21 protein-coding genes and 3 tRNA genes are annotated in these 23,722 nt (G+C 31.9%); 5 read left to right on the top strand and 19 right to left on the bottom strand.

Annotation, left to right across the window (positions count from 1 at the left end; genetic code table 11):
• Nucleotides 1-190 precede the first annotated feature (190 nt).
• The 3 genes from obgE to secDF all read right to left on the bottom strand — a co-directional run bounded on the left by obgE (nt 191) and on the right by secDF (nt 5,545).
• Nucleotides 191-1,180 (bottom strand): GTPase ObgE, encoded by a 990-nt coding sequence (gene obgE / locus DPIF8902391_RS06730; RefSeq protein ID WP_058885816.1) that lies wholly within the window; start codon nt 1,178-1,180, stop codon nt 191-193.
• Between the two features lie 129 nt (nt 1,181-1,309).
• Nucleotides 1,310-2,428, bottom strand: a complete 1,119-nt coding sequence (locus tag DPIF8902391_RS06725; protein WP_083501092.1) for an adenylate kinase — start codon at nt 2,426-2,428, stop codon at nt 1,310-1,312.
• Nucleotides 2,429-2,527: 99 nt separating this feature from the next.
• Complete coding sequence (gene secDF / locus DPIF8902391_RS06720; RefSeq protein WP_058885815.1) at nt 2,528-5,545, bottom strand: protein translocase subunit SecDF; 3,018 nt, start codon at nt 5,543-5,545, stop codon at nt 2,528-2,530.
• A gap of 207 nt (nt 5,546-5,752) precedes the next feature.
• Between secDF and DPIF8902391_RS06715 the strand changes: the two genes are divergently transcribed.
• On the top strand, nt 5,753-7,429 hold the full coding sequence (locus DPIF8902391_RS06715; protein WP_172505380.1) for a formate--tetrahydrofolate ligase: 1,677 nt from the start codon (nt 5,753-5,755) through the stop codon (nt 7,427-7,429).
• A 262-nt stretch (nt 7,430-7,691) separates the two neighbouring features.
• Here the strand turns inward: DPIF8902391_RS06715 and DPIF8902391_RS06710 are convergent, their stop codons facing one another.
• The 13 genes from DPIF8902391_RS06710 to trxA all read right to left on the bottom strand — a co-directional run bounded on the left by DPIF8902391_RS06710 (nt 7,692) and on the right by trxA (nt 14,814).
• On the bottom strand, nt 7,692-8,288 hold the full coding sequence (locus DPIF8902391_RS06710) for a hypothetical protein (RefSeq protein ID WP_058885813.1): 597 nt from the start codon (nt 8,286-8,288) through the stop codon (nt 7,692-7,694).
• A 94-nt stretch (nt 8,289-8,382) separates the two neighbouring features.
• Entirely contained in the window at nt 8,383-8,727 is a 345-nt protein-coding gene (gene rplT / locus DPIF8902391_RS06705) for a 50S ribosomal protein L20 (protein ID WP_058885812.1), read from the bottom strand.
• Nucleotides 8,728-8,836: 109 nt separating this feature from the next.
• Nucleotides 8,837-9,034: a 50S ribosomal protein L35 gene (gene rpmI / locus DPIF8902391_RS06700; protein ID WP_058885811.1), complete on the bottom strand. Its 198-nt coding sequence runs from the start codon at nt 9,032-9,034 to the stop codon at nt 8,837-8,839.
• A 48-nt stretch (nt 9,035-9,082) separates the two neighbouring features.
• Nucleotides 9,083-9,601: a translation initiation factor IF-3 gene (gene infC, locus DPIF8902391_RS06695; RefSeq protein ID WP_083501091.1), complete on the bottom strand. Its 519-nt coding sequence runs from the start codon at nt 9,599-9,601 to the stop codon at nt 9,083-9,085.
• 96 nt (nt 9,602-9,697) lie between these two features.
• Complete coding sequence (gene thrS / locus DPIF8902391_RS06690; protein ID WP_058885809.1) at nt 9,698-11,644, bottom strand: threonine--tRNA ligase; 1,947 nt, start codon at nt 11,642-11,644, stop codon at nt 9,698-9,700.
• Nucleotides 11,645-11,934: 290 nt separating this feature from the next.
• The gene (locus tag DPIF8902391_RS06685; RefSeq protein WP_058885808.1) at nt 11,935-12,165 is read right to left on the bottom strand and encodes a hypothetical protein; all 231 of its coding nucleotides are present in this window, start codon (nt 12,163-12,165) and stop codon (nt 11,935-11,937) included.
• Nucleotides 12,155-12,529, bottom strand: coding sequence for a hypothetical protein (locus DPIF8902391_RS06680; protein WP_172505379.1), 375 nt, complete (start codon nt 12,527-12,529; stop codon nt 12,155-12,157). Before DPIF8902391_RS06680 ends, DPIF8902391_RS06685 begins: the two co-directional genes overlap by 11 nt.
• A gap of 10 nt (nt 12,530-12,539) precedes the next feature.
• A complete protein-coding gene (locus DPIF8902391_RS06675) occupies nt 12,540-12,875 on the bottom strand; it encodes a hypothetical protein (protein WP_172505378.1) in 336 nt (111 codons plus the stop codon).
• Between the two features lie 258 nt (nt 12,876-13,133).
• Nucleotides 13,134-13,207, bottom strand: a tRNA-Asp gene (locus tag DPIF8902391_RS06670).
• Nucleotides 13,208-13,245: 38 nt separating this feature from the next.
• Nucleotides 13,246-13,319: transfer RNA gene (locus DPIF8902391_RS06665), tRNA-Asp, on the bottom strand.
• A 41-nt stretch (nt 13,320-13,360) separates the two neighbouring features.
• A tRNA-Asp gene (locus tag DPIF8902391_RS06660) sits at nt 13,361-13,434 on the bottom strand.
• A 58-nt stretch (nt 13,435-13,492) separates the two neighbouring features.
• On the bottom strand, nt 13,493-14,416 hold the full coding sequence (locus DPIF8902391_RS06655; RefSeq protein ID WP_172505377.1) for a DUF58 domain-containing protein: 924 nt from the start codon (nt 14,414-14,416) through the stop codon (nt 13,493-13,495).
• Nucleotides 14,417-14,496: 80 nt separating this feature from the next.
• The gene (trxA, locus tag DPIF8902391_RS06650) at nt 14,497-14,814 is read right to left on the bottom strand and encodes a thioredoxin (RefSeq protein ID WP_058885805.1); all 318 of its coding nucleotides are present in this window, start codon (nt 14,812-14,814) and stop codon (nt 14,497-14,499) included.
• 354 nt (nt 14,815-15,168) lie between these two features.
• Between trxA and metK the strand changes: the two genes are divergently transcribed.
• Nucleotides 15,169-16,425, top strand: coding sequence for a methionine adenosyltransferase (gene metK / locus DPIF8902391_RS06645; protein WP_172505376.1), 1,257 nt, complete (start codon nt 15,169-15,171; stop codon nt 16,423-16,425).
• A gap of 152 nt (nt 16,426-16,577) precedes the next feature.
• Nucleotides 16,578-17,363, top strand: coding sequence for a hypothetical protein (locus tag DPIF8902391_RS06640; RefSeq protein WP_172505375.1), 786 nt, complete (start codon nt 16,578-16,580; stop codon nt 17,361-17,363).
• Nucleotides 17,364-17,440: 77 nt separating this feature from the next.
• Here the strand turns inward: DPIF8902391_RS06640 and sppA are convergent, their stop codons facing one another.
• On the bottom strand, nt 17,441-19,198 hold the full coding sequence (gene sppA, locus DPIF8902391_RS06635; protein ID WP_172505374.1) for a signal peptide peptidase SppA: 1,758 nt from the start codon (nt 19,196-19,198) through the stop codon (nt 17,441-17,443).
• A gap of 301 nt (nt 19,199-19,499) precedes the next feature.
• Here sppA and DPIF8902391_RS06630 point away from each other — a divergent pair, with 301 nt between their 5' ends.
• Together DPIF8902391_RS06630 and DPIF8902391_RS06625 are read left to right on the top strand one after the other, a co-directional pair.
• Nucleotides 19,500-20,060, top strand: a complete 561-nt coding sequence (locus DPIF8902391_RS06630; protein WP_172505373.1) for a DNA-3-methyladenine glycosylase I — start codon at nt 19,500-19,502, stop codon at nt 20,058-20,060.
• 44 nt (nt 20,061-20,104) lie between these two features.
• Nucleotides 20,105-22,165, top strand: a complete 2,061-nt coding sequence (locus DPIF8902391_RS06625) for a dipeptidyl-peptidase 3 family protein (RefSeq protein ID WP_172505372.1) — start codon at nt 20,105-20,107, stop codon at nt 22,163-22,165.
• 144 nt (nt 22,166-22,309) lie between these two features.
• Here DPIF8902391_RS06625 and DPIF8902391_RS06620 read toward each other — a convergent pair whose 3' ends face one another.
• The gene (locus DPIF8902391_RS06620; protein ID WP_058885800.1) at nt 22,310-23,308 is read right to left on the bottom strand and encodes a metal-dependent hydrolase; all 999 of its coding nucleotides are present in this window, start codon (nt 23,306-23,308) and stop codon (nt 22,310-22,312) included.
• Nucleotides 23,309-23,440: 132 nt separating this feature from the next.
• Entirely contained in the window at nt 23,441-23,674 is a 234-nt protein-coding gene (locus tag DPIF8902391_RS06615) for a hypothetical protein (RefSeq protein WP_232119078.1), read from the bottom strand.
• Nucleotides 23,675-23,722 lie beyond the last annotated feature (48 nt).

Raw genomic sequence — 23,722 nt, 5'->3', positions numbered from 1 at the left:
TTTTAGTCATTAAAATTACTCGAATTGACAAATAATCATCAAAAAAAGTTAAAAAATACCGCAAAATCAGGGTGTGATGCTGAACTAAACTCAGCATGACGGATTCGGTTTGATAAAAAACTAAAAACCCTGAACAATTACTGTTCAGGGTTTTTATATAAAATTATTTGAAATAAATTAAGGTTGAAAATTAATTCAACATATCCCATAATTTATCTTTCAATTCTTGTAAACCTAATTGGGCTACAGACGAAATAAATAAAGCATCAATACCTTCTGGTAAATCTTTTTTAATTTCTTCTTTTAGTTCGTCATCTAGCATATCCGCTTTCGAAATTGCTAATAAACGGTCTTTGTCTAACAATTCAGGATTGTGCTTACGCAATTCGTTTAATAGAATTTCATATTCTTTTTTGATATCATCACTATCGGCAGGAATTAAAAATAATAAGGTAGAATTACGTTCAATATGACGTAAAAAATAATGTCCTAATCCTTTTCCTTCGGCAGCTCCTTCAATAATTCCAGGAATATCTGCTACCACAAAACTCTTGTGATTACGATGTTCTACAATACCTAAGTTGGGTTTTAGGGTGGTAAAAGCGTAATCTGCAATTTTCGGTTTTGCTGCTGTAATTACCGATAATAAAGTAGATTTTCCTGCATTCGGGAAACCAACTAAACCAACATCAGCTAATAATTTAAGTTCAATACGGAACCATCCATCTGTACCGTCAATACCTGGTTGTGCGTAACGAGGTGCTTGGTTTGTTGACGATTTAAAGTGCCAGTTTCCTAAACCACCTTTTCCACCAGGTAATAAAATAATATCTTGATCGTGGTGTGTAATTTCGTGTAAAATTTCATCGGTATCGGCATCACGAATAATAGTACCTAATGGAACAGGTACAATAATGTCTTTTGCATCGTGCCCTGTACTACGACTTGCACTACCGTCACCACCTGGTTCAGCTCTAAAATGACGTTTAAATTTTAAATGAAAAAGTGTCCACATACTTTTATCACCACGTAAAATGATGTGCCCTCCACGACCACCGTCACCTCCGTCAGGACCACCTTTAGTAATATACTTTTCACGATGTAAATGCACAGATCCTCGACCTCCTTTACCAGAAGATGCGTAGATTTTTATATAGTCAACAAAATTTCCTTCAGTCATTTTTTCTAAGTTATTGGCTGTTTTATTTAAACAGCAGTAATCGTTATAACTACTATGGTTTTGAGCAAGATAAAGAAGTTTTTTTATATTTCTTTAAAATTATCGCTCTTCGTTTAAAAATAGTAATTTTTATAATGTATCAAATACTTCTGATAAACGTTGTGTAATTTCTTGAATATTTCCAACACCATTTACACCATAATAATTACCTTGATCTTGGTAAAATTCTTTTAAAATAGCGGTTTTAGTATTGTACTCATTAAAACGATTTCTGATTTTACTCTCGTCAGTATCATCAGTTCTTCCGCTTGTTTTTCCTCTTTCTAATAAACGATTCACTAATAAATCTTCAGATACTTCTAAAGCTACCATTCCGTTAATACGTTCGTTTTTTTCACCTAAAAAAGCATCTAAAGCTTCCGCTTGCGATTGTGTTCTTGGAAAACCATCAAAAATAAACCCGTTAGCATCAGCATTTCTTTCAACTTCTGCTTTTAGCATATTAATGGTTACTTGATCAGGAACTAAATTTCCATCATCCATATAGGTTTTAGCAAGCAAACCTAATTCAGTTTTATTTTTAATATTAAAACGAAAAACGTCACCAGTAGAAATATGTACTAAATTATATTTTTCTTTTAATAAATCTGCCTGTGTTCCTTTTCCTGCGCCTGGAGGGCCAAATAATACGATATTTTTCATTTTGGGTGCTGTTGTTAATTGGTAAATAGCGGGTAAATTTCTACCGTAATTTTTATAGTCTAAGCCGTAACCAACTATAAATTTATCTTCAATACTTTTTCCGATATAATTTATAGGCAGTTCTTTTCTGTAAACATCAGGTTTGAAAAAAAGTGTTGCTATTTTTAATTCTTTAATATTTTTTGTTTTGAAGATTTCGTAAATCTCCTGTAATGTTGTTCCTGTATCAATAATATCTTCTAAAATAATAACCGTTCTATTGGTTAAATCTTCATTAATACCGATTAGATTTTTTACTTTTTGGGTTGATGTTGTTCCTTGGTAAGAAGCTAATTTTACAAAACTAATTTCACAATCGCCTTTATATTCACGTAAAAAATCGGCAGCAAAAACAATGCACCCATTTAAAATTCCAATAAAAATAGGAACTTCATTTTTGGGCAAATCAGCCTTTACTTGTTTTGCTAATCTTTTAACAATCGTAGTTATTTCATTTGGAGAAATGAATTCTTTAAAATATAAATCGTGAAGTTTTGTAATTTTCATAATAGTACAAATAATTTTACAAAGATAGTTGCTTGATAGTAAATGAAAAAACCGTTTTGAATAAAATTCAAAACGGTTTTTGTAAAATAGATATTGTTGTTATGCTATTTCTTGGTTTTCTTCTTGCTCTTTTACAGCTTCTGCTTTTTTAGAAGCATCGAACATAATTGGTGTTGCTACGAATAATGATGAATACGTACCTACAACAACTCCTACAATTAAGGCAAACATAAATCCTTTAATACTATCTCCTCCAAAGAAGAAAATTGCTAACATTACTAATAATGTTGTTAAAGAAGTATTTATGGTTCTACCTAAGGTACTGTTTAAAGCTTTGTTTACTAAACTTGCCGATATGGTTGTTTTTTCTTGAGTAAATTCTCTAATTCTATCAAAAATTACTACGGTATCATTTAATGAATATCCAACTACTGTTAAAATAGCAGCAATAAATGATTGCCCAATTTCCATGTCAAAAGGCATGAATTTGTAGCAGATAGAAAATACACCTAATACCACTAATACATCGTGGAATACGGCAACAACTGCACCGATAGAGAAGGCTATTTTTCTAAAACGTAATAAAATATATAAGAAAACTACAATTAATGAACCGATTACTGCCCATAATGCTGATTTTTTAATATCATCAGCAATGGTTGGTTCTACTTTCATGTAGCTCATAATTCCGCTACCTGCTTTTTCGAATCCTGGTTTAAAGTCTTCGTAAGAAGTAGTTCCTAAATACGCTTTTAATCCTGTAAATAATGATTTTTGAACTATTTCATCAACTTCGCTACCATCTTCATCAATTTTAAAAGCAGTAGTTATTTTTAATTGATGATCAGATCCGTAAGTTTTTACTTCAGGAGCCGATTTGAAAGCATCTTTTAAGCTCGTTGCAACTTGTGTTGCATTCATTGGCTGATCAAAACGTACAACGTAAGAACGACCTCCTTTAAAATCAACACCTTGTTTTAATCCTAAGGTAAAGATTGATACCAATCCAGCTAAAATAAAGAATCCAGAAACAATATAAGCTAACTTACGTTTCTTTAAAAATTCGATATTGATATTTTGAAACCAGTTTTTAGAAATACTTGTATTGAAAGGTAATCCAGTTCCTTTTTCAATAGATTTATCAATAAATAAACGAGTGATAAAAATTGCTGTAAATAATGAAGTTGCAATACCTAGCATTAATGTATAAGCAAAACCTTTAATAGGTCCTGTTCCGAAGATAAATAAAATAACACCCGTTAAGAATGTAGTAATATTTGCATCAATAATTGCCGATAAAGCTCCTTTAAAACTAAATCCTTCATCAACGGCAGTTTCTAAAGTTTGTCCACCTCTTAAGGCTTCTTTAATTCTTTCGAAAATAATAACATTCGCATCAACCGACATACCGATTGTTAAAATAATACCTGCAATTCCAGGTAAGGTTAAAACTGCATTATATGAGGCTAACCATCCGAAGATAAATAAAATGTTTACTAATAAAGCAATGTTGGCGTAAATACCCGCTTTACCGTAGTATAAAAACATCCAAACTAAAATTAATAAAATCGCTAATCCGAATGACCAAATACTTGCGTTAATAGATTCTTGCCCTAATGATGGTCCAACAACTTCTGCCTGAATAATTCTAGCAGGAGCAGGTAATTTACCCGCTTTTAATACTGTTGAAATATCTTGAGCTTCTTCAACAGTCATGGTTCCTCCTGAAATTTGAGTACTTCCTCCTGTAATTGCTCCGTTTACCACAGGCGCTGTATATACGTAGTTATCTAAAACAACGGCAACGAATTTACCAACATTATCGCCAGTCATTTTTGCCCATTTTTTAGTTCCACTAGCATTCATTGTCATTGATACAACTGGCTTGCTTAACTGATCAAAATCTTGATTAGCATCTGAAATTACATCACCATCAATAGTCGCTTTGTCATTTCTGTTTGATTTTATGGCATATAAACCAATAATTTCAGCAGTACCATCTGCACTTTTCTGTGCTTTATAATCCCATAAAAATTTAACATATTTTAAATTTGCAGGTAATAAAGCTTGTACACTTTTATGAGCAAGTAAGCTATTTACCTGTGCCGTATCTTGAACTTTAGCCTGTGCCACTAAAGAGCTCATTTGTTGTTGATTTTGAGCTACATTAGGATATAAATAAGTAAATAAGTTCTTTTGAGTATTTGCTTTTACAGCTGCATCGGTCGATGTTCCTAATAAATCATCAATATCATCTGCTTTTGCAGAATCTTTAACTTGCGTGGTTGCAGTTATTGAATCATCTTTTAATAATTCAGCAACTTTAGCATTTGCACTAAAGAAAAAGTTTTGAACTTCAGCATTTGTATATACTTCCCAAAATTGTAATTCGGCAGTACTTGTAATTAATTTTGTAACACGCTCAATATCTTTAGCACCTGGTAATTCAATTTGAATTCTTCCAGAGTTTCCGATACGCTGAATATTTGGTTGAGTTACACCAAATTTATCAATACGGCTACGTAATACTTCAAAAGAAGTATTAATAGAACTATTAATTTCTTGTTGTAAAACTTCTTTTACTTGCGCATTGGTTTTATTAAAATCAATCTTTTCACGTAAAGATTTTGTACCAAAAATTGCAGGATCACTTAATTTAATACTTCCGTTACTTAAGGTTTCGAATTGTGTTAAAAATAAGTCTAAGTAGTTTTCTTGACTGTCTTTTTGAGCTTCATTCGCTTTTGCTAACGCTGATCTAAAAACAGTGTTTTCAGAATTGTTTGCTAAAGCAATTAAAATATCTTTTACAGATACTTGTAAAATAGCATTAATACCACCTTTTAAGTCTAAACCAAGGTTCATTTCACGCTCCTTGATGTCGTTATAGCTATATTTACCAATACCTAAGTTTACAACCTGATCGTTTGCAACGCTATCTAAATATTTTCTTTCAAATTTAGCTAACTCTCTACCGCTGTTACCCTTAGCGTTCTCCTTTGCATATACCTTAGCGCTATCTTCTACTTTATTAGCAAAAAATGTAAACGACAATTGGTACAAGCTTACTAGTCCGAAAAGGACAGCAAATAATTTAATAAGACCTTTGTTTTGCATCTATTTTAATTTAAACGAATTCTTTTTTAAAACGAGCAAATATAGTATTTCGAAAAAGGTTTGCCAATTATTTTGCCATATTTATATGGTTCATCTGTGTTTGACTAAAATAAATGGCTTGGTTATGAGTTTCTAAAAGAATTAGATTTTGTATATTTACTATGTTTTAAAAGTGTAAATTAATAACATAAAATCATATAATTAGCGATGGCACATTTATCAGATATTGAAATTGCACAAGCAAAAGAATTACAACACATTAAGCATATTGCTACGAAACTTAATGTAAAAGAAGACGATTTAGAAATGTACGGAAAGTACAAAGCAAAATTACCTTTAAATTTAATTGATGAAGCTAAAATTGCAAAAAACAACTTAATTTTAGTAACCGCTTTAACGCCAACTCCAGCAGGGGAAGGAAAAACAACGGTTTCAATCGGTTTAACCGAAGGGTTAAATAAAATAGATAAACAAGCAACTGTTGTGTTACGTGAGCCTTCATTAGGGCCTGTTTTTGGTATTAAAGGAGGTGCTGCTGGTGGTGGAAATTCACAGGTAGTTCCTATGGAAGATATTAACTTGCATTTTACAGGTGATTTTAACGCTATTGAAAAGGCAAATAATTTATTAGCTGCTTTAATTGATAATAATATTCAAAGTAAAGTGAATAACTTAAATATTGATCCTCGTACCATTTTATGGAAACGAGTAATTGATATGAACGACCGCGCATTGCGTCAAATTACCATTGGTTTAGGTGGTACAGGAAACGGAATTCCTCGTGAAGACGGTTTTAATATTACCCCAGCATCCGAAGTAATGGCGATACTTTGTATGGCAAGTAATTTTGATGATTTAAAAAAGCGTTTAGGAAGTATTTTTATTGGATTTACTTTTGATAAAAAACCTGTTTTTGCCCGTGATTTAAACGCACAAGATGCGATGGCAATTTTATTAAAAGATGCTATTAAGCCGAATTTAGTACAAACATTAGAAGAAAACCCCGCAATTATTCATGGAGGTCCTTTTGCAAATATAGCCCAAGGAACCAACACGATTATCGCTACAAAAATGGGATTATCATTATCTAATTACGTAGTAACCGAAGCAGGTTTTGGAGCCGATTTAGGCGCAGAAAAGTTTTTAAATATCAAATCGCAATACGCAGGATTAAATCCTAAATGTGTTGTTTTAGTAGCGACCATTAGAGCATTGCGTCATCATGGAGGTGCAAAAAAAGAGGAATATAATACGCCAAGTTTAGAACGTGTTCAAAACGGATTTAAAAACTTAGAAAAGCATATTGAAAACATTCGTAAATTTAATATTGAGCCAGTAGTAGCGATCAATTCATTTATTTCTGATTCAGCAGAAGAAGTGAGTTTTGTTATTGAAGCCTGTGCCAAATTAGGTGTTGAAGCAGTGGTTTCAGAAGGTTGGGCAAAAGGAGGTGAAGGAACTAAAAACTTAGCCAAAGCCGTTGTAAATGTTGTTGAAAATAAAGCAACACAATTTAAACCTTTATACGATTTTAAAAGCCCAATTAAAGATAAAATTGAAGTAATTGCCAAAGAAATTTACGGTGCCGACGGAGTAACCTATGATAAAAAAGCCGAATTAAATTTACGTAGAATTGACAGATTAGGATTTAACGATTTTGCTGTTTGTATGGCAAAAACGCAAAAATCTTTTTCAGATGATGACAAATTAATTGGAAGACCAACAGGTTTTACGGTAAATGTACGTGAAATAGAAATTGCAGCAGGAGCACAGTTTGTTATTCCTATTTTAGGAAAAATGATGCGTATGCCAGGTTTGCCAGCGGTACCAGCATCAGAAAATATGAGTATTGATAATAATGGTGTAATTTCAGGATTATCTTAAATCTTAAAATAATAGTATTTTACCATAAAAACCTCAAGATTTGTTTCTTGAGGTTTTTTGTATTCTTAGAGCCTGTTTAAATTTCATCTGAAAAAAAATATAACAGAAAAATAAAAAACCGCATCGGTCAACCTGAATTTATTTCAGGTTTGCATCCTGATTTGCCGTAGTTCTCTTGTTGATGTGATGCTAAACTAAATTCAGCATGACGAGAATCTAGTCTTTATTTAATTTTTAAATCTTAATACATTAAAATAATTAATTAAACACCACGTTGTTTATTAATTTCGTCCTGTAATTGACGTCTTAATTTCTGTTCTTTATCAATTGAGCTTCTTTTATACTGTTCTAATTCTTCTTCAACATCAACGAGTAAACCTTTTGTTTCTTTGGTTATTGAATGACTGCTGTTAAATTTAAAAATGAAAAAACCTAAGCCTATTAATAGCCCACAAATAATACTCCAAAGAATGGTATTGTAGGTTGTTTTGTTTAAATAGAAGCCTGCAATTGAAATTGCATCTTCTTTTTCAAGAGAAACAGATAAACTATTTTTTAAAGTAGCTATTTCTTCTTTTAAAGTATTGGTGTTTTTTAATTGCGTATCTAGCAGAAGTTGTTTAGCAAGCACGTCTTTTTTAATAGCAGTAACACTATCTAAAATATTTTTTTGAAAATTGATAAAATGTGTACGTTTAATCAACTTATATTCTTGCCAATTATTAGATAATCGATACGCTTTAATAAATTGATTTTCAATAGTGTTTGGTAATGAATCTACTTGTGCTTTAGATAAACGCTTTTGTGCAGTAATGTTTTGCGTTATAAGAATTAGTAATAGGATTCTTAGAATTTTCATTGGTTAGAATTTTATGTAAATATGGGAATCTAAGGGATTTAAAAAAACCCAAACGTTTAAGTTTGGGTTTTTAGTATAAGCAAGTATATGAAACTTATTTTACTTTTTCTACAATGGCCTTAAAAGCTTCTGGATTGTTCATCGCTAAATCAGCTAAAACCTTACGGTTTAATTCGATACTATTAGCTTTTACTTTACCCATAAACTGAGAGTAAGACATTCCATACTGACGAGCTCCAGCATTAATACGCTGAATCCATAATGCACGGAAGTTTCTCTTATTATTTTTACGGTCACGATAAGCATATGTCATCGCTTTTTCTACCGCATTTTTTGCTACTGTGTAAACGTTTTTACGTCTTCCAAAGTACCCTTTTGCTGCCTTCAAGATTTTTTTTCTTCTTCTTCTTGAGGCTACTGAATTTACTGATCTTGGCATAATTCAAATGTTTTTTTGTAGTAGGCGATTATCAATAATTAATAAATTATTTTGATGATAATTCTTTTAAGCCTAACTCCATGGTTAATTAAATTCCCTGTGCTAACAATTATCTTAAAACTAATTGCTGCTTAATGTTTGCTAAATCAGCCTTGTGAACCAATGTTGCATGTCTTAATTTAAGTTTACGTTTTTTTGACTTCTTTGTTAAGATGTGGCTTTTAAACGCGTGCTTTCTTTTTATCTTACCAGAACCAGTTACTTTGAAACGTTTCTTGGCACTAGATTTTGTTTTAATTTTAGGCATTTCTGTGTTTTAGTTTATCTTGCTTATATATTGTGAACGATTTTTAGTTTATTTAGCCTTTTTAGGCGCAATAAACATAATCATACGTTTCCCTTCTAATTTTGGCATTTGTTCTACTTTACCGTACTCTTCTAGTTCTTGCGCTAATTTTAATAATAAAATTTGCCCTTGTTCTTTAAAAACAATAGAACGTCCTTTGAAGAAAACAAATGCTTTTAATTTTGCACCGTCTTGTAAAAACTTAATAGCATGTTTCTTTTTAAACTCGTAATCATGCTCGTCAGTTTGAGGTCCAAAACGGATCTCTTTTACAATAACTTTTGTTGCCTTTGATTTTAAAGCTTTATCACGTTTTTTTTGTTCGTATAAAAACTTTTTATAATCAATAATTTTACAAACAGGAGGAACAGCTTTAGGTGAAATTTCAACTAAGTCTAACTCTTGTTCAATGGCCATTTCTTTGGCTTTTTCTAAAGGATAAACACCAACTTCGATGTTTTCGCCTACAAGACGAACTTCATCAACATATTTAATTTTTTCATTAATTCTATGTTGATCTTCTTTAATTACCCTTAGCGGTCTACGTCCGCCCCTTCTTCTAATTGCTATGACTCATGATTTTAGGTTATTACTATTATTTAGTGTCTTTTAGATTGCTAGTTTCTAGTTTCCAAAAGGAACTAATGTTTTGTTAACTTCGTTTTGTATTAACTCAATAAATTCAGCGATAGTGAATGTTCCAATATCTCCTTCACCGTGTTTTCTTACAGATACTGTTCCGTCTTGCTCTTCTTTTTCGCCTACAATCACCATAAATGGTATTTTGCTCACTTCTGCATCACGAATCTTTCTTCCTGTCTTTTCACTTCGGCTATCTACCAGGGCGCGAATTTCGGAATTTTCTAACAAAGTTAAAACTTTTTTCGTGTATTTTTCATATTTATCACTGATTGGCAATAAGATAACCTGTTCTGGAGTTAACCAAAGCGGGAAATTTCCGCCTGTATGCTCTAATAACACTGCTATGAAACGTTCCATAGACCCAAAAGGGGCTCTGTGAATCATTACAGGCTCGTGTAGTTGGTTATCGGCTCCTTTATAGCTTAATTCGAACCTTTTTGGTAAATTATAGTCTACTTGTATAGTTCCTAACTGCCAACTTCTGCCTAAAGCATCCTTGACCATAAAGTCTAATTTAGGACCGTAAAATGCAGCTTCGCCTTGTTCTACTATAAAATCTAAGCCTTTATCGGTAGCGGCATTAATAATAGCCTGCTCTGCAATTTCCCATGTTTTAACATCTCCAATATACTTATCAGGGTTGTTCATGTCTCTAACAGAAACTTGAGCTGTAAAATCTTTAAAGCCTAACGATTTAAATACATAAAGTACCAAATCAATCACCTCTTTAAATTCTTGATCTAACTGTTCTGGTGTACAGAAAATATGAGCATCATCTTGTGTAAAACCTCTTACACGTGTTAATCCGTGTAATTCACCACTTTGTTCATATCTGTAAACCGTTCCGAATTCCGCAAAACGTTTTGGTAAATCTTTATATGAATGTGGTTTAAAGTTATACACCTCACAGTGATGTGGGCAGTTCATCGGCTTTAATAAAAATTCTTCCTCCATTTTAGGAGTTTTTATCGCCTGAAAACTATCTGCGCCATATTTTTCATAATGACCAGAGGTAACATATAATTCTTTTTGCCCAATATGTGGTGTCATCACCATTTCATATCCAGCTTTCTTTTGTGCTTTCTTTAAGAAATCTTCTAAACGACCTCTAAGTGCAGCACCTTTTGGCAACCATAAAGGCAAACCAGCACCCACTTTTTGTGAAAACGTAAAAAGCTCTAATTCTTTTCCTAATTTCCTATGATCACGTTTTTTAGCCTCTTCTAATAACGCTAAATACTCGGTAAGCATTTTTTGTTTCGGGAAGCTAATTCCGTAAATACGTGTTAATTGATTATTTTTTTCATCACCTCGCCAATACGCACCAGCAACGTTCATCACTTTAATGGCCTTGATAATTCCAGTATTAGGAACATGACCTCCTCTACATAAATCTGTAAAATCACTATGATCACAAAAAGTAATATCGCCATCGGTTAAATTTTCAATTAACTCAACTTTGTATTGATTTCCTGCTTCTTTATAATACGCTAAAGCATCCGCTTTTGAAATAGAACGCAATTTAAATTCATGTTTTCCACGTGCTAAATCTAAGAATTTCTTCTCAATAGCCGTAAAATCTTTTTCAGAAATAACACGGTCACCTAAATCAATATCATAATAAAAACCGTTGTCAATTGCAGGACCAATGGTTAATTTAGCATCAGGATGAAAGGTTAAAATAGCTTGAGCTAATACGTGTGCCGATGAATGCCAAAACGCTTTTTTTCCGTCATTGTCATTAAAAGTGTACAATATTAAAGCACCGTCAGTAGTTAGTGGGGTAGTGGTTTCAACAGTTGTGCCGTTAAAATTTGCCGAAATTACATTTCTAGCAAAACCTTCACTAATACTTTTAGCAACGTCCATTGGCGTGCTGTTTACTTCAAATTCTTTAACCGTTCCGTCGGGTAGTGTGATTTTAATCATTATATATGTGTTATGTTTAATTCCCTTACAAGTGGGAATTTTAGAATTGCAAAGATATTGTAAAAGCCTTTTTTATACAATATATATATGGTATTTTAAATTTGAGGTTTTTTTAAACAAAAATCAGTAAATTTATACAATGAAAAATCTTCAGTTAATATATTATTAACGCCTTTTTTAAGTATAGTACAAATCTGTCAGGGCGAAATTTTTAGAAGTTTTCCAACAAATCCATTAAAAAAAGCCTCTCAAATAAATGAGAAGCTTTTTAAAATGTATACATAATAATTTTAGGCCTTGCTTAATTTAAGAATATCTAAAATATTGTACTTTGGGGTGAAAAAGAAATCCTCTAAGGAGTCTTTAATAGTACGTTTTTTAGAAACTTCAACTTTTTCAGCTACTTGATTGGGGGTAATTTCAAGTATGCTATTTTTATAAAAATTTTGATACAAATCAATAAAATCGATAAATTCAGTATCAAAATTACACTCTTTTAAAATTAGCTCATTATAATTCATCGTTTAGTTCTTTAGTGTATTTGTTTAACAATTTTCTACTAAGTGCTATGTTCGCTTTTTTAGAATCGATAGCTAAATACACAAAATACTCCCCAGAAGGAGCAATATCAATTATATGTATTTGTTTATCAAGGTTAAAGTGTATGTCTCTTAAATTCTCCTCTAAACCTAATGTTTTTATGGCTTTTCGTTTGGCATTTATTATTTCAACATTATATGCGGCAGCTAATGTTGTGTCAAACTCAGGAACGCTTGAGTTTGACACAAGACATTCACCAGAAGCTATTTCAGCTACACTAATAGCGATGTAACCAGGGATGTTTTCTTTTACATTATTGACTAAGTCATCTAAAATTTTTTGCATTTTACTTATTTTATGTTGGTGGTGTTAAATTCTTTTTTAAAATTAATTCTATTAATGAAATATTGAAATTTTCATTTGATAGAAGTGCTATTACATGTTGCTCGTGTTTAATTAGCAGTATATTTTGAGTATTAGATTTTAATATAAGTTCCTTTAATTCTGCATTGTAAAAAGTGCTTAAAAAATGACTACTCATATTAAAAATAGCGGTGTTAAAAGTAGCTGTTTTTTCTTTTAGCGTATCAGATTGATTTTCTTCGGAATAAAAATCGAGTATGTTACCATCTTCATTAATAAGGTAAATAGCGTTGGTATTTGTTTCCGAAATTATTTTTTTAAAATCCATTATATTTATTTAATCTAAATAAAAAGACAAATATAAGTAGTTTTATTAGTTGTTTTTATTTTTTTTTAAAAAAATAAATAGTGTTTGGTGATATTTTGGTGGTTTGATAGTAAATATTAATGGTGGAGAAATATAAAAAAGCTGTTTTTGGAATACTAAAAAATACGACTTGAAATGTATAGCGAAGTAATTTTAGATTTAAAAAAGAGAGTAGGGTATAAAAAAGAAAAAGCCTCTCAAATAAATGAGAAGCTTTTGCGGTCTGGACGGGACTCGAACCCGCGACCCCCTGCGTGACAGGCAGGTATTCTAACCAGCTGAACTACCAGACCGTTGCTTGTAGCAATACTTTAACTTACTTAACTAATTGCGGTCTGGACGGGACTCGAACCCGCGACCCCCTGCGTGACAGGCAGGTATTCTAACCAGCTGAACTACCAGACCGTTGCTTTTAGCTTTGTACTTGTTTACTTAAAATAATATTGCGGTCTGGACGGGACTCGAACCCGCGACCCCCTGCGTGACAGGCAGGTATTCTAACCAGCTGAACTACCAGACCGTTGCTAATTACTCTAAGCGAGTGCAAATATAAGACCTTTTTCTTAATTGAAAAAAGATTATTGATGTTTTTTTTGCCTACTTATTAAATAAGCGGTTAATATTTTGTCAAAACCTTCGTTTATATCAACAGGGATGTAATCTATTTTGTATTGTAAGCATTTGTTTTTTAGGTTTTTGAAAAATAAACTGCTTTGTTCTGTATATTGTTTTTGAATGTTATCAGGATGTAAATTTATTTCTTCCCCAGTTTCAATATCTACAAATTTTTTGGGGCTATTATCAAAATTAAATAGCAATTCCGTCTTTTTATCATAGGTATGAAACAAAATTACTTCATGTTTATTGAATTTTAAATGTCGTAAAGCGTCAAATAATTCTTCTTCATTTTTTGTAGTCTGAAACATATCGGTAAATAAAAAGATCAAAGAACGCCGATGAATATTTTCGGCTATTTCATGTAAATATTGATAGGTTTCTGTACTCGTCTTACTTGTTGATACTAATAAATTATCTAATTGATTCAATAACATTTTTCGATGTCGTTCACTTCCTTTTTCGGGGGCATAATATTCGTAGCTATCCGAATAAATACTCAAACCAACAGCATCTCGTTGCTTTTTTAAAATTTCCATCAAGCAGGCTGTGGCAACTGCCGAAAAACCAATTTTATTTAAGTGGTTGATTGTTTGGTTTTTAATAATAGGGTAGTGCATCGATGCCGAATTGTCAATAATAATATGACACCTTAAATTCGTTTCCTCTTCGTACTTTTTGATGTAGAGTTTTTCGGTTTTAGCAAATAGCTTCCAATCTATATGACGGGTACTTTCGCCTTTATTATAGAGTTTATGTTCCGAAAACTCTACCGAAAACCCATGAAAAGGGCTTTTGTGTATGCCTGTAATAAAACCTTCAACTACTTGTTTGGCTAGTAATTCAAGGTTTTTAATATCCGAAGAAATTGTTTTGATATCAATCATATCTTTCGAAAATAAAAAAAAGGTTTGACAAATAGCCAAACCTTTTAATATATTAATGATATCTTATAAAAAGATACGGCTTATAAAGCAGCATCAATTTTATCAGTATATGCTTTTTTAGGAGCTGCACCAACTTGTTTGTCTACAACTTCACCGTTTTTAAATACTAATACAGTAGGAATATTTCTTACACCATATTTAGCCGCAAATTCTTGGTTATTGTCAACATCAACCTTACCAACAACAGCTTTTCCTTCATATTCGTTACCAATTTCGTCAACAATAGGACCTACCATTCTACAAGGACCACACCATGCTGCCCAGAAATCAACTAATACTGGTTTGTCTGATTTTAATACTAACTCTTCGAAGTTTGCGTCTGTAATTTCTAATGCCATTTTTTTATAGTTTAATTAGGTTATTTTCTTGTTTATAATACTACAAAAGTAATCAAATATTTTAGCAATGCAATTCTACAAAAATTACTTTTTATTATGATTATATCAATAGTTTCTATTTTATTTTTTAACTGATTTTTATTTCGATGCAAGTTCGATGTCAGTTTGTTTTTGTGTGTGTAAAATAATCAATAACTTAGCCCCATAATTTTCGAGGAAAAATTTGACTGATTGCAACCTCATTGAACAAAAAGTTCATACTAAAAAGCTAAAGCAGTAAATATCTACTCCTTTTAAGTTATTTAAGCAATCTCAAGTTTTTCTTTTTTTCTAATCTAAAAAAATAGCAGTTTTATGTCATATTTATTTACTTCGGAAAGTGTTTCTGAAGGACATCCAGATAAAGTAGCAGATCAAATTTCTGATGCTTTAATAGATAATTTTTTAGCTTTTGATGCAGCATCAAAAGTAGCTTGTGAAACTTTAGTAACCACAGGACAGGTAGTTTTAGCAGGTGAAGTAAAATCTAAAACATATTTAGATGTTCAAAAAATTGCACGTGATGTAATTAACAAAATAGGATACACCAAAAGCGAATATATGTTTGATGGTAGTTCTTGTGGTGTTTTTTCGGCAATTCATGAGCAATCTCCTGATATAAATCAAGGAGTAGTAAGAGCAAACCCTGAAGATCAAGGAGCGGGAGACCAAGGAATGATGTTTGGTTATGCCACCGATGAAACGGAAAATTACATGCCGTTAGCCTTAGATTTATCGCACCGTTTGTTAATTGAATTAGCCGAATTACGTAGAGAAAATTCGGATATTACCTATTTACGCCCCGATGCAAAATCGCAAGTAACTATTGAATATTCTGACGATAACGTGCCACAAAGAATCGATGCGATTGTAATTTCTACACAGCACGATGATTTTAATGCCGATGATGCGGTAATGTTAGCAAAAATTAAAAAAGACATTGTTTCGGTTTTAATACCTAGAGTAGTAGCAAAATTACCAGCGAATATTCAAAAATTATTTACCGATAATATTACCTATCATATTAATCCAACGGGAGTTTTCGTAATTGGAGGACCTCACGGAGATACAGGTTTAACAGGGCGTAAAATTATTGTTGATACTTACGGAGGAAAAGGAGCACACGGAGGTGGCGCATTTTCAGGAAAAGATCCATCGAAAGTAGATCGTTCTGGAGCCTATGCAACACGTCATATTGCCAAGAATTTAGTAGCTTCAGGATTGTGTAAAGAAGTTTTAGTACAAGTTTCATACGCTATTGGAGTTGCAAAACCAACGAGTATTAATGTAGAAACTTACGGAACTTCAACAGTTGATAAAACAGACGGAGAAATCAGTAAAATAGTAGAAAGCATTTTTGATATGCGTCCTTATTTTATCGAGCAACGTTTAAAATTAAGAACGCCAATTTATTCTGAAACTGCTGCTTACGGGCATATGGGAAGAAAATCAGAAGTTAAAACAGTAACTTTTTCAAACCCGATGGGCGAAACTGTTTCGCAAGAAGTAGAAACATTTACTTGGGAAAAATTAGATTATGTTGATGTAATTAAAGAAAATTTCGGTTTGTAAAATAGCCTTTAAAATAGCTTGTGAAATAATCTTACGATTTGATTTTAAGCTTTATAAAGTAAAATAATAACACAAAAATACCTGCAATTTATATTGTAGGTATTTTTTTATGCGCTATTTTCGTGCAAAATTAATTTAAAAATTCAAAACCAATGAAAAAGTTAAAAAGTGTATTTGCAATCGGTTTACTAGTCGGATTAATGACTGCTTGTACGAGTTCTGCTACGGACGATTTTAAAGAGGCAAACGAGTTAGCAAAGAGAAAAACATTAAAAACGATTACAGCTATAAACCAAGCGAATAGTAAAGAGTCGGCATCTTCTAGTTTTACTTATGATGTAAACAATAAATTAGTAAATGTTTCAGCAACAGAAGGTTCTGAAGCTGCTTCGGTAAGCTATTTAAACGACGGAAGTGTTATAAAAGCAGGAGATGGTAACGGTAATTCTGAAAATTTTGCGATTCAAAATTTATATAAAGCCCCTTATAATGTATATGAAACAGGAGATGTTTTAGAATATGACGCTAATAAAAATCCAAGTAAAATTGCTTTTCGTGATATGGTTTATAATTACGAAACAGGCGAATATATTATGGAAACTCAAACAGCAGAATTAACCTACGATACCAACCCAAATTTATACTTTGGTACTTTAGAATCAGCAGGTCTTATTGAAATTTTAGATGGCGTTTCTTTAGATTTTGGAATCAATACGCAAGCGTCAGAAGTTTTAAAAGCAAGAGCGTTATTGCCTACAAATAATGTAACAAAAATAGTCTATAAAGATGCTGATCAGAACATTGTAGGAACGTTAAATATTGAGTACACCTATGATGCCGACGGATATCCTGTAAAAGGAACAGGTGTTGCAACAAGCAATAATAAAAATGAAAACAACGAACCTATTCGTGTTGATGTTGTTTATAGTTATAACTAAATTTTAAAATATTTATCATAAAAAAAATCCTTGATACAATTTGTATCAAGGATTTTTTTATAAAATTTACTAAAAACTTATTTTATCTGAAGAATATATGGCATTCTAGCCTGAATTCCTTCTAATTTTTTTAGCGCATTAATGTTGTTATATAACTCATAATTTTCATCACCTAAAGCTTCTTTTAAAATATCTTCTTTTGATGCTTTTGCAAAAAGAGAAAGGTTAAAAGCTTCTTTAAAATCTTTTTTGTAAACAGGGTAATTACGTACTCTATAGCTTTCAATTTCGGCTAAATTTGCAGCAACAGCAATGGCATCATTTAAGTTACCAAGTTGGTCAACCAAACCATTTTCAATAGCTTGTTTACCTGTCCAAACACGTCCTTGAGCCACGTTATTTACTTGCTCAAAAGTCATGTTTCTTCCTGTGGCAACACGGTTTACAAAAACGGTATAAATATGCTCAACACCTTGTTTGGTAACATTATAAAACTTGTCATTTATCGGCTCAAAAACACTGTAATTAGGGTTGCTATTTGTAGATACCTGCTCAGCGTTAATCCCCATAAAACCTGCTAATTTATGAAAGTTCGGAACTGCTCCAAAAACACCAATAGAACCTGTAATAGTTGTAGGCTCGGCAATAATTTTATCGGCATTACAAGCAATATAATAACCACCCGAAGCGGCTAAATTCCCCATAGAAACCACTAAAGGTTTTTCTTTTTTCGCCAATTCTAATTCACGCCAAATAAGTTCAGAAGCTAAGGCGCTTCCACCAGGAGAATTTACACGCAATACAATCGCTTTTACATTTTTATCTTTACGAGCTTTTCGAATGGCCTTATTGGTAACCTCTTGCCCAATAATATTTTCATTTCCTTTGGCATATCTAATTTCTCCCTGCGCATAAATAACCGCAATTTTATTTTTAGCCGAAGAAGAAATGCGTCCTTTTCCCGATTTTATATAATCAGCCAAAGAAATAGTATGTACTTTTTTATCAGTATTAATAGCTAATTTTTCTTTGTACTGATCTTCATAAATAATGGCATCAATTAACTTATTTTCTTTAGCTAATTCGGCATTTCTACCATTGGCACTATCGGCAATAATATTTAATTTTTCAACAGAAATATTTCTACTTTTAGAAACATCCGCCGTAATTTCCGACCAAATAGATTTTAAAAGAGACGTAGTTTGCTCACGGTTGGCATCACTCATTTCGTTTAATAAATACGGCTCTACGGCACTTTTGTATTTCCCGTGACGAATTACCTCCATTTTAACACCAAATTTATCTTCAAAATCTTTATAATATAAAATTTCTGTTGATAATCCTTTAAAATCGATAGCGCCCACAGGATTTAAAAATATACTATCGGCAACCGAACTTAAATAGTAGTTTTTTTGCGTATAAACATCATTATAAGCATATACAAATTTTCCACTTTCTTTAAATTCTTCAATTTTATTTCGAATCGCTTGTGTTTGTGCAATACCAGCATTTACACCTATTGTTTTAATGCTAATTCCTTTAATTTTAGTATCGGTTTTAGCATTTTCAATAGCATTTATAATCTTATTTAAGGCTAATTTTTCATCGGCTAATTCTAAGATTTCTGCTAACGGATTATCATCTTTTGGCGCATAATCTTTTATAGGCATTGCCAAGTCTAACTGTAAAACAGAATTCGATTTTACCACGATTTTTTCATCAGAACCCATCCCTGAGCCTACAACGGCGGCAATGGCGATAAAGAAGAAAAATAGTAAAAATATGGCGATAAAAAAGCCTGTAATTGATGCGAGTAAATTTCGTAAAAATTTCATATAATAGTATTAATTTTTTAAGCAAATATACAGTTTTACACCAAGTTTAGTGTCTAACAAAAAACCGAATTAACATTATCTTTTCTATCCGTATAAAAATAAAAATTATTTGGAGCTATTTCCCGCTTTCCGCACTCGCTCTTTTTTGAAAAAAATCAAAAAAGGAGCTCAAACAATTGCTCAATCGGGGCTAGGCTTATCATCATATTTTTAGTTTTGATAAAAAAAAGTAGAACAAGCATATTTTTTTAAGCTATTTAAATAGTACATTTCAGAATTAAAAAAATCAAAAAATTCAAAAATGAAAAAAAGATGTTTATGGGTTACGGATGATTTATCGTATATAAAATACCACGATACCGAGTGGGGAGTTCCCGTATATGATGATGCTGTTTTATTTGAATTCTTAATTTTAGAAAGTTTTCAAGCAGGTTTAAGTTGGGTTACTATATTAAAGAAACGAGAAAATTTTCGCCTCGCTTTTGATAATTTTGATTACACTAAAATTGCCAATTACGATGAAGATAAATACCAAGAATTACTTCAAAATAAAGGAATTATAAGGCATAAGTTAAAAATTAAATCGGCTATTTTAAACGCTAAACTTTTTATGGAAATTCAAAAAGAATTTGGGTCTTTTTCAACCTATATTTGGAGTTTTGTACAAGGGAAACCGATTTATAATAACTTTAAAACAACTGCCGAAATACCTGCTAAAACGGTTTTGTCAACACAAATTTCAACGAATTTAAAAAAGCGCGGATTTAAGTTTGTAGGCGACACAATAATGTATGCTTATATGCAGGCAATAGGCATGGTTAATGACCATACAACAAGCTGTTTTAAGCATCCTAAATTTTAAAATTTGTATCTTTATCGGCAGAAAAACAATTTAAAATCATAAAAATGAAAATCAAACAAATACTTTGTACTGCCGCTGCAGTTAGCGTATTAGTTTCTTGTGGGCTAGACACTAAAAAAGACGCGAAACAAGCAGTAAGTAAAGAAGTAAACAAAGAAGTTTCTGATGTTTTAAAATTTAACTATGAGGTAGAGCAATTTGCCGACATTAAAGTGTTGAGGTATCAAATTCCAGGATTTGAAGCACTAACCTTAAAAGAAAAAAAGTTGGTGTATTATTTAACCCAAGCAGGTTTGGCAGGGCGAGATATTATGTGGGATCAAAATTACCGTCACAATCTTGAAATTAGAAAAGCTTTAGAGCATATTAATACTAATTTTTCAGGCGATAAAAACAGTGAAGATTTTAAAAAATTTACCACCTATTTAAAACGTGTTTGGTTTTCGAACGGAATTCATCATCATTATTCGAACGATAAAATTAAACCTGATTTTTCTAAAGAATATTTAGCAGATTTATTAAAGCAAACAAAAGCAAACTTATCCGAAGAAGCTTTAGAGGTTATTTTTAACGATAAAGACGCTAAAAAAGTAAATAAAAAAGCAGGTGTCGATAATGTTTTGGCATCGGCAATTAATTTTTACGGAGCAGATATTACTAGTAAAGAGGTTGAAGCTTTTTACAAAACAGCGTACAAAGGAAAAGATGCTAGTAAGCCAATAGAAGCGGGTTTAAACTCGAAATTAGTTCGTGAAAACGGAAAATTAGTAGAAAAAGTATGGAAATCGTGCGGAATGTACGGTGGCGCAATTGACACTATTATTTTTTGGTTAGACAAAGCAAAAGAAGTTGCCGAAAATCAAAAACAAGCAAAGGCTTTAGGCTTGTTAATGGAGTATTATAAAACAGGAAGTTTAGATGTTTGGGACGAATATTGCATTGCTTGGGCAACATCTACAGAAGGAAATATTGACTGGATAAATGGTTTTATCGAAGTATATAATGACCCAAAAGGATATAGAGGTTCGTACGAAACGGTGGTGCAAATAAAAGATTTTGACATGTCTAAAAAGATGAAGGTTTTATCTGAAAATGCACAATGGTTTGAAGATAATGCGCCGTTATCGCCAGCACATAAAAAACAAAATGTAGTAGGAGTATCTTATAAAACCGTAAATGTAGCGGGAGAGGCAGGAGATGCTTCGCCAAGTACACCAATCGGGGTAAATTTACCAAACAATAATTGGATCCGTCAGCAGCATGGTTCAAAGTCAGTTTCGTTAGGAAATATTATTGGCGCTTATGGAAATGCAGGGGGTTCAGGAAGGTTAAAAGAATTTGCTTACAGTAAAGAAGAAGTAGCTTTAGAGCTTGCACACGGTAAATTAGCTGATAAATTACACACCGCTTTACATGAGGTAATCGGGCATGCTTCTGGGCAGATAAATAAAGGCATTGGGCAACCAAAAGAAACCTTAAAAAATTACGCATCGACCATGGAAGAAGGAAGGGCTGATTTAGTAGGATTGTATTATTTAATGGATCCTAAATTACAAGAATTAGGCTTGGTTTCTGACTGGAAAGAAGTAGGGAAAGCAGCTTACGATGGGTATATTAGAAATGGTTTAATGGCGCAATTAATCCGTATTAAATTAGGTGATGATATTGAAGAAGACCACATGGTAAACCGTCAATGGGTTTCGGCTTGGGCTTTTGAACAAGGAAAAAAAGACAATGTTATTGAAAAAGTAATTAAAGATGGTAAAACCTATTTTGTTGTACATGATTATATGAAACTTCGCGAAATTTTCGGTCGTTTGTTAAAAGAAGCGCAAAGAATTAAATCAGAAGGAGATTTTGATGCGGCAAAAGCCTTGGTTGAAGGATATGGTGTTAAAGTAGATCAGGCATTACACAAGGAAGTTTTAGAGCGTAATAAACAATTTACTTCTGCGCCTTATAGCGGTTTTGTAAACCCTGTTTTAGTACCGATAACCGATGCAAAAGGTAGTATTACCGATGTAAAAGTTACTCAGCCTAAAACCTTTGAAGAGCAAATGAAGTTTTATGCTAAAAATCATAGTTTTTTACCTGTTAAAAATTAAAAAAGACTAAATTCTGGTCATGCTGAATTTATTTCAGCATCACATCAACAGGAAAAATACAGCAATTCAGAATGCGATTTCTTAATAAAATGAAAAAACCGATGCTATTTTAGTATCGGTTTTTTTTGATTTTGATAAAGGGGGTTAATTTCCTTTTAAACGCGTCCATAATTCAGTAAGTAATTTTTTTCCATCACGATTATCTTTGGGTTGTTCTGTAAAAATTACTTCGCCTGAGTTATCAACTGTTATTTTATATTTAAAAACAAAATTTTCAGCATTTGGATTCATGCTTAAAAGCCCAAATCTTAAATCGTTAAAATAAAGTTCTTCATTTTTTTTATTGATGGTAAACCACCCTTCAGAAATAAAAATCATCCGTTTAACCGATTCATTTTTAGAAAGATTTCCTAATAAATGATGCTTTTTTAAATGCTTGGTAAAAGTGATGGGTTTTGTATCAAAAAAAGAATAATTAGCCAATAAAAAGGCATCTTCTGTTTGCACATTAGCACTCCAAAGTATGGTATTTAAAGCAGAAGGTCTGGTATCAATTTGTAAATATTCGATGTTTTGATTTTCTAAAGCTTTTTCAAACTGATTAAAAGCCAACCATTTTAATAAAAAAGTTAGCACTAAATAAGAAGAACTGATGATTAATCCCATTTTATTATAAAAACGACGCTTTTCACTTATCCGCTTTTGTGTCATCGCAAAAATTAAAAACACTAAAAAAGGAACCGTATAAAGTGGGTCAACAACAAAAATGGTTTTAAAGGCCAGGCGAATATCAAAAGGCCAAAATAACTGTGTTCCCCAAGTGGTGTGAGCATCTAAAATAGGATGGGTTATAAATCCTAAAAAGAAAAGCCACGTCCAATCTTTAATATTTTTATGTTTTTCGTAACGGGTTACAATCCATGCAAAAATAGGGGCAAAAACAACCGAAAATACAATAGAATGTGTAAAACCACGATGCAAATAAAGTGCGGTAACTTTATCGGTAAAAAGTGAAGCTAAAACATCTAAATCAGGAATTGTACCTGCAATTGCTCCGTAAAACATCGCCCTGTTTCCAATCTTTTTTCCTAGAATAGCTTCGCCAACAGCGGCACCTAAAATAATTTGTGTTAATGAATCCATATTTATAAAAATAATTTAGAGCCTGTTTAAAAATTAAATAAAGACTAAATTCAGGTTGACGGATGCGATTTTATGTTTTTCTGTTGTAATTTTTTTATCCTAAGAAATTAAATAAAATCGATAAAAAATAATTTAACGGTTAATTAAATATTTTGAAAGTAATAAAAAGGCAATAGCTGTAACAATACCTATAGCGACAAATAAAGCGGTATTTTTATAATGTTTTTTATTATTTTTAGCATCTTTTATATAGCTATAACACATAGCGATAACAAAAACGAGCACAAATAAGCTTGAAAAAATGATTCTACCTGTGGTAAATTCTATGGTGGCAAAAGGAATAAACATAAATTGTATTTTCGGCAAAGTTAAAGAATGATTTTATAATGAAGATAGCCAAATTGGTAATTGTAT

The organism is Tenacibaculum finnmarkense genomovar ulcerans (assembly GCF_900239495.1).
Taxonomy (GTDB): Bacteria; Bacteroidota; Bacteroidia; order Flavobacteriales; family Flavobacteriaceae; genus Polaribacter; species Polaribacter ulcerans.
The sequence above is the reverse complement of the archived record's forward strand: the minus strand, read 5'-3'. Positions and strand labels throughout refer to the sequence as shown.

Coding starts and splice junctions, on each gene's coding strand:
- obgE (WP_058885816.1), bottom strand. CDS start 1,180: ATGACTGAAGGAAATTTTGTTGACTATATAAAAATCTACGCATCTTCT.
- DPIF8902391_RS06725 (WP_083501092.1), bottom strand. CDS start 2,428: ATGAAAATTACAAAACTTCACGATTTATATTTTAAAGAATTCATTTCT.
- secDF (WP_058885815.1), bottom strand. CDS start 5,545: ATGCAAAACAAAGGTCTTATTAAATTATTTGCTGTCCTTTTCGGACTA.
- DPIF8902391_RS06715 (WP_172505380.1), top strand. CDS start 5,753: ATGGCACATTTATCAGATATTGAAATTGCACAAGCAAAAGAATTACAA.
- DPIF8902391_RS06710 (WP_058885813.1), bottom strand. CDS start 8,288: ATGAAAATTCTAAGAATCCTATTACTAATTCTTATAACGCAAAACATT.
- rplT (WP_058885812.1), bottom strand. CDS start 8,727: ATGCCAAGATCAGTAAATTCAGTAGCCTCAAGAAGAAGAAGAAAAAAA.
- rpmI (WP_058885811.1), bottom strand. CDS start 9,034: ATGCCTAAAATTAAAACAAAATCTAGTGCCAAGAAACGTTTCAAAGTA.
- thrS (WP_058885809.1), bottom strand. CDS start 11,644: ATGATTAAAATCACACTACCCGACGGAACGGTTAAAGAATTTGAAGTA.
- DPIF8902391_RS06685 (WP_058885808.1), bottom strand. CDS start 12,165: ATGAATTATAATGAGCTAATTTTAAAAGAGTGTAATTTTGATACTGAA.
- DPIF8902391_RS06680 (WP_172505379.1), bottom strand. CDS start 12,529: ATGCAAAAAATTTTAGATGACTTAGTCAATAATGTAAAAGAAAACATC.
- DPIF8902391_RS06675 (WP_172505378.1), bottom strand. CDS start 12,875: ATGGATTTTAAAAAAATAATTTCGGAAACAAATACCAACGCTATTTAC.
- DPIF8902391_RS06655 (WP_172505377.1), bottom strand. CDS start 14,416: ATGATTGATATCAAAACAATTTCTTCGGATATTAAAAACCTTGAATTA.
- trxA (WP_058885805.1), bottom strand. CDS start 14,814: ATGGCATTAGAAATTACAGACGCAAACTTCGAAGAGTTAGTATTAAAA.
- metK (WP_172505376.1), top strand. CDS start 15,169: ATGTCATATTTATTTACTTCGGAAAGTGTTTCTGAAGGACATCCAGAT.
- DPIF8902391_RS06640 (WP_172505375.1), top strand. CDS start 16,578: ATGAAAAAGTTAAAAAGTGTATTTGCAATCGGTTTACTAGTCGGATTA.
- sppA (WP_172505374.1), bottom strand. CDS start 19,198: ATGAAATTTTTACGAAATTTACTCGCATCAATTACAGGCTTTTTTATC.
- DPIF8902391_RS06630 (WP_172505373.1), top strand. CDS start 19,500: ATGAAAAAAAGATGTTTATGGGTTACGGATGATTTATCGTATATAAAA.
- DPIF8902391_RS06625 (WP_172505372.1), top strand. CDS start 20,105: ATGAAAATCAAACAAATACTTTGTACTGCCGCTGCAGTTAGCGTATTA.
- DPIF8902391_RS06620 (WP_058885800.1), bottom strand. CDS start 23,308: ATGGATTCATTAACACAAATTATTTTAGGTGCCGCTGTTGGCGAAGCT.